Origin of the sequence: Pseudomonas sp. PS01301, from assembly GCF_029960215.1 — a bacterium.
Classification (GTDB): Bacteria; Pseudomonadota; Gammaproteobacteria; order Pseudomonadales; family Pseudomonadaceae; genus Aquipseudomonas; species Aquipseudomonas coleopterorum.
In genome coordinates, this window is record NZ_JASCPM010000095.1 from 1 (window position 1) to 3376 (window position 3376).

Consider the following 3376-nt stretch of genomic DNA (forward strand, 5'->3'; position numbering starts at 1 on the left):
ACCCTGCCCCAGTTATCCCCGGCCGCCCCGCGCCCGCGGTGGGGGGCGCGGGACGCTGGCTGCTTGAAGGCGACTGTGATGAAATGCCTGCCCGCCACAAAGCCTGACCTGATCGTGAAGCCCCGCCTGATTCGCCAGCTGTTCCTGCCGCCCCTGATCCTGCTGTTGACGCTGGGCCTGGGCTACGTGGGCTTTCTGGTCAGCGAGCACAACAGCATTCGCGCCCTCTCCGAGAACGGCGAGCGCCAGCTCGAACTGCACGCGCGTGCGGTCGAAAGCGAAATCACCAAGTATACCTACCTGCCCAGCCTGCTGGAGCTAGAAGACAGCGTCTCAACTCTGCTCAACGACCCCGACGGCGAGCATCGCCAAGCGGTCAACGACTACCTGGAAGGCCTGAACCGGCGCAGCCGCAGCCGCGCCATCTATGTGCTCGACACCACCGGCCGCGTGCAGGCCACCAGCAACTGGCGCGATGCCGACAGTTTTCTCGGCGAAGACCTGTCCTTCCGCGGTTACTTCCAGGCGGCCATTCGCGGCCAGCCCGGTCGCTTCTACGGCATCGGCAGCACCACCGGCGAACCTGGCTACTTCCTTGCCCATGGGCTTGAGGAGCACGGCAAGCTGATCGGCGTGGCGGTCATCAAGGTGCGCCTGGAGGCGCTGGAGGAACGCTGGCAGAAAGCTCGCCTGGAAGCCTTCGTCAGCGACGAGAACGGCATCATCATCCTCTCCAGCGATCCGGCACGGCGGCTGAAGTCGATACGCCCGCTGACCCCGGAAATCAAGGAGCGCCTGGCGCGCAGCCTGCAGTATTACTGGTGGCCGCTCAACGAGCTCGAACCCCTCGCCCGCCAGAGCCTGGCCGATGGCGTGGAGCTGCTGACCTTCGCCACCCACACCGACAAGCCGGGCAAGGACATCAACGTCACCTACCTGTCGCAGTCACGGCGCCTGGCTGATACACCCTGGCGTTTCACGTTGCTCACCTCCCTGCAGGACCTGCGTCACGAAGCCATCGTCCAGGGCGTGCTGGTGGCCGTGGCGTTTGCCTTGCTGGCCTTCCTGCTGATCGCCTGGAACGAGCGACGCAAGGTGCTGGCCACCCGCCTGGCCGCTCGTGAGGCATTGGAACAGGCCAACAGTCACCTGGAGCGCCGCATCGCCGAGCGAACCCAGGACCTGCGCGCCAGCAACGAACGGCTCAAGGGCCAGATCCGTGAACGCCGTCAGGCCGAGGAAACCCTGCGCAAGGCCCAGGATGAACTGGTCCAGGCAGGCAAGCTGGCGGCTATCGGGCAGATGTCGACCAGCATCGCCCACGAGCTCAACCAGCCGCTGGCAGCGCTGCGCACGCTGTCGGGCAATACCGTACGCTTTCTGGAGCGCGGTGCGCTGGACACGGCCAGCACCAACCTGAGCACCATGAACGAACTGATCGATCGCATGGGCCGCATCACCGCCAGCCTGCGCTCCTTCGCTCGGCGTGGCGACGACAAGGGTCAGGCCAGCCTGGGCAAGGCCCTGGACGGTGCGCTGCAGGTGCTGGCCAGCCGCATCGAGGCCAGCCACCTGAGCGTGCAACGCACGTGCGCCGAGCTGCAATTGGCCATCGACCAGACCCGTCTCGAGCAGATTCTGGTCAACCTGATCGGCAACGCGCTGGATGCCACCGCTGGCGCATCGGAACCGACGCTGTGGCTGGACGGCCGCATGGAGGGTGAGCGCTACGCCCTGCGCGTGCGCGACAACGGCCACGGCATCGATGTCGAGACCCGCAAGCACCTGTTCGAACCGTTCTTCACCACCAAGCCCGGCGATCACGGCCTGGGCCTTGGCCTGACCCTGTCGGCCAGCCTGGCGGCCGCCGCCGGTGGCAACCTGGCCGTCGAGCACCCGGCCGACGGTGGCACCACTTTCATTCTCAGCCTGCCGCTTGCGGCAGCGTCGCCCAGCGAGTCGCCATGAACGCCTTGACCGTCCTGATCGTCGAAGACGACCCCCATGTACTGCTCGGCTGCCAGCAGGCCCTGGCCCTGGAAGACATTCCCAGCCAGGGCGTGGCCAGTGCCGAGGCCGCGCTGGCGTGCATCGGCGACGACTTCGCCGGCATCGTCGTCAGCGATATCCGCCTGCCCGGCATGGACGGCCTGGAACTGCTGAGCCAACTCAAGGCGCGTGACCCCAGCCTGCCGGTGGTGCTGATCACCGGCCATGGCGACATTTCCATGGCGGTAGGTGCCATGCGCAGCGGCGCCTACGACTTCATGGAAAAGCCCTTCTCGCCCGAACGCCTGGTGGACGTGGTCCGCCGCGCGCTGGAGCAGCGCGGCCTGGCCCGCGAGGTCAGCTCGTTGCGTCGGCAACTGGCCGAGCGCAGCTCCCTGGAAGGTCGCATCATCGGCCGCTCGCCGGCCATGCAGAACCTGCGCGAGCTGATCGCCAATGTCGCGGACACTTCGGCCAACGTGCTGATCGAAGGCGAAACCGGCACTGGCAAGGAGCTGGTCGCCCGCTGCCTGCACGACTTCAGCCGCCGTCAGCCACAGCCGTTCGTGGCGCTCAACTGCGGCGGGCTGCCGGAACAGTTGTTCGAAAGCGAGATTTTCGGTCACGAGGCCAATGCTTTCACCGGTGCCGGCAAGCGCCGCATCGGCAAGATCGAACACGCCGACCAGGGCACGCTGTTCCTCGACGAAGTGGAAAGCATGCCCATCCCCTTGCAGATCAAGCTGCTGCGGGTGCTGCAGGAGCGCACCCTGGAACGCCTGGGTTCGAACCAGAGCATTGCCGTGGATTGCCGCCTGATCGCTGCCACCAAGTCGGATCTGGACGCGTTGAGCCGGCAGAACCAGTTCCGAAGCGATCTGTATTACCGCCTCAACGTGGTCACGCTGGAGCTGCCGCCACTGCGCGAGCGTCGTGAGGACATTCTCGAGCTGTTCCAGCATTTTCTGCAGCTGGCCGCCTTGCGCTTCGACCGCGAGCCGCCGGAACTCGATGCGCAGACGGTGTCGCGCCTGATGAGCCACGACTGGCCCGGCAACGTCCGCGAACTGCGCAACGTGGCCGAGCGCTATGCGTTGGGCCTACCGGCCTTCAAGAAGAGCGATGCGGCCAGCGTGGTCAGCCTGGGCTTTTCCGAAGCGGTGGAGGCGTTCGAGCGTAACTTGCTGACCGAGGCTCTGCAGCGAACCGCGGGCAACCTCAGCCAGGCCAGCTTGGAGCTGGGCATGGCCAAGACCACCCTGTTCGACAAGGTCAAGAAGTACGGATTGAACTGATGTATGGGGTTGGCTTGCGGGCCTCTTCGCGGGCAGAGACCCGCTCCCACAGAGACCTAGTGAGCCTTTACTTGTGGGAGCGGGTCTCTGCC

2 protein-coding genes are annotated in these 3376 nt (G+C 65.8%); both read left to right on the top strand.

Going from position 1 to position 3376, the window contains the following annotated elements:
* Positions 1-78 precede the first annotated feature (78 nt).
* Entirely contained in the window at positions 79-1968 is a 1890-nt protein-coding gene (locus QMX89_RS22485; RefSeq protein ID WP_090359552.1) for an ATP-binding protein, read from the top strand.
* Positions 1965-3284: a sigma-54 dependent transcriptional regulator gene (locus QMX89_RS22490; RefSeq protein WP_282349940.1), complete on the top strand. Its 1320-nt coding sequence runs from the start codon at positions 1965-1967 to the stop codon at positions 3282-3284. Before QMX89_RS22485 ends, QMX89_RS22490 begins: the two co-directional genes overlap by 4 nt.
* Positions 3285-3376: the final 92 nt, after the last annotated feature.

Bases quoted from the DNA above. Each gene is read 5' to 3' on its own strand.
- QMX89_RS22485 (WP_090359552.1), top strand. From the start codon at position 79: ATGAAATGCCTGCCCGCCACAAAGCCTGACCTGATCGTGAAGCCCCGC.
- QMX89_RS22490 (WP_282349940.1), top strand. From the start codon at position 1,965: ATGAACGCCTTGACCGTCCTGATCGTCGAAGACGACCCCCATGTACTG.